2 protein-coding genes are annotated in these 2,440 nt (G+C 58.9%); one reads left to right on the top strand and one right to left on the bottom strand.

Features of this window, described 5'->3' with window-relative positions; translation table 11 throughout:
• Positions 1-1,193 precede the first annotated feature (1,193 nt).
• Positions 1,194-2,123 carry an NAD(P)/FAD-dependent oxidoreductase gene (locus EN884_RS32970; RefSeq protein WP_244514439.1) on the top strand — a complete coding sequence of 310 codons (930 nt, stop codon included), beginning with the start codon at positions 1,194-1,196 and terminating at the stop codon, positions 2,121-2,123.
• Positions 2,124-2,186: 63 nt separating this feature from the next.
• Here EN884_RS32970 and EN884_RS32965 read toward each other — a convergent pair.
• A partial coding sequence (locus tag EN884_RS32965; protein ID WP_245492030.1) for a hypothetical protein occupies positions 2,187-2,440 on the bottom strand: 254 nt, incomplete at its 5' end.

Genomic DNA, 2,440 nt, shown 5'->3' with positions numbered 1-2,440 from the left:
TCACGAAGGTTACGGCAAATGACAAAATTTGCGGCGTAGTCATGTCTTCGAATGCCCCGGCCCGCCAGTGCGACTAATGAGAACGGCCAAACCGCCCCTTTTGTTGCTTCGCTCATTGCTGCGCCAAAGCGGTCCGGCGGCGTTTGGCCAGGAGCGGATCGGCAGCGTTTAGAAACGGATTTTACGAAGCGGTCTTCGGACTTTGACAGACATCGATGTGCCCCGACCAATCCGACGCTTCAGCCCCAAACCAGGAAGGCCCGAGCCGGGATCAAAAAGCATGCGCTTGCCTCATGTCGAGTCCCCCTGGAAAATCGCCCGGACACCACGGATCGGGCGGCGTGCGGAGATCTTTTTCTCACCTGAAGTGCCACAGCAACGCCCCCGATATGCAGGGAGGGTGCCTCTGGTGCCTGACCCGTGGGCGAGCAGTTTTCTTGGCTACATTCGATTCTCAGGAAGCTTGAATCACGCGGCCTCTCTTTTGTTTTCGTAGCTGACAGGAGCCCCCTCGAAAGCCAGATCACTCCCGCGAGCCCAGTTCTTCTCAGCATCGATCAGCTCATTCTCCCCAGTCAAGCCGTTCAGAAACAGCCTGAGTACGTGCGCAGCTGTCCGTTCTCCGGCCCGCGAAGCAACAGGTACGCCGCGCTGTTCGCAGACCGTCGCACAAACACGGGCAAGCATCACAATATCGCTCGGTTCCAAAAATCGACCTGGATACAACATACCGTCCTCTGTTGGAAAGCCTCGTGAGCCTTTGATTACGCGAGGTCACCGGCAGCAACAATCAACTATGATAGTCTGCACCTCGACTGGGTCAGTAAATTTGAGCGGCCCTTCAGACGATCGGCATTGCGCCCTCCGGATCGGAAGGACGGGGCTATCAGGTGGGTTTTCCCGGCAGGTCGATCCGATTCGAATCGCGTGGGCTTGGGAAATGCGCACGGTCGCAGGTCTAAGGCAAGTTGGCCTGTGAAATGCCATGTCGGCATTTTCGGGCACCTCGAATTGAAGCCTGATTTGCAGAAGCTGGAATCGCTTGATGGCGAAGACTGCGCAAATCAGATCGAGGCGCGCGCCATCGCCCGGTGAAAGGGACCTCGACGAGTTGCCGCGTAAATCACGTTTGGAGGCCTGACCGTCGCCTGCTCATCCCCTCTGCCAAAGCAGGGAACAAGATCCTGTTTGCAATGTTGGGCGAAATGCCAATTTCTTCCCGCGGTCATGAATTCGACGTGGCTATTGTCGGCGGCGGCCCCGCAGGACTTGCGGCAGGCATGTATCTGGCCAGATTCCTGCATTCGGTGATCGTGGTCGACGCCGGCGACGCACGAGCCAAGCTCATTCCAAAATCGCATAACTGTCCTGGCTTCCCGGAGGGCGTAGGCGGGTCAGAGTTGCTCGGCCGTCTCAAAGCCCAGGCACAGAGATACGGTGCAAGCGTAGTGGACGGTCGTGTAGCGGGCGCCAAGAAGCGCGACGGGACCTTTGTGCTGACGACCACCTTCGGGACCATCCGAGCAAGGCGCGTGGTTCTTGCAACCGGGATCGTGGACAAGGCCCCGGCAATAGAAGGGCTGGAGGAGGCCGTCGCGGCCGGCACTGTCCGACTGTGTCCGGTCTGCGACGCCTATGAGGCCGTGGGCAAGCGCATCGGCGTCGTCGGCCCAGAGCATCTGGCGCTCAAGGAAGCCCTGTTTTTGAAGGAGTACAGCGGTCAGGTTACCTTGCTCGCCAACTATCCGGAGGATATTTCCGATGCCGCCCGCGGCATGGCCTCGGCAGGCGGCATCGAAATCTGGGACACCGTCGAGGATCTTGTTGCTCGGGCAACCGGGTTCGGCGTTGTCATGGCCGACGGTGCGCCAATGCGGGAATTGGATGTGGTGTACCCCGCAATGGGGTCTGATGTGCGCTCTGAACTCGCCGCCGCACTCGGTGCAGAGTGTGACGCGCAAGGATATGTTCTGGTCAGCCGACACCTCGAAACGTCGACTGCGGGTCTCTATGCCATTGGAGACGTGGCTGAGGGCCTCAATCAAATTGCCGTTGCGTTTGGCCATGCCGCCACCGCAGCAACACATATCCACAATGCACTTCAGTCTAGACCGGAAAACTGACCGGCCACCCTAGCACAGGGCGCGCGCCATAGCGCTCCAAGTCAGTGCGTTTCGAAGGACGCTTCAGATCCGCTCACCGGTGGCCGGCCTCGGGCGCGAAACGTTCAAATCAATTTTGTCCGGCAGGTCTGGCCAGGCATTTTTGATAGCGGTGGTTGTCATTCGATGGACAGGCGGGATGATGACCATCCGGACGTGTCGTTCAGGCCAGAGCGGGTTCCCGAAAATCAGGAAAACGACTGCTACCAGGACACTGACCAACCCCGCTGCAAACACGTTCGCGATGATCTCGCCAGGCTGCATACGCTCTCCATGAA

The sequence above is a fragment of the Mesorhizobium sp. M7A.F.Ca.AU.001.01.1.1 genome (assembly GCF_004022735.1).
In the GTDB taxonomy this organism is placed as follows: domain Bacteria; phylum Pseudomonadota; class Alphaproteobacteria; order Rhizobiales; family Rhizobiaceae; genus Mesorhizobium; species Mesorhizobium ciceri.
Note: the sequence above shows the minus strand (reverse complement) of the source record. Positions and strands in the feature narration are given on the sequence as shown.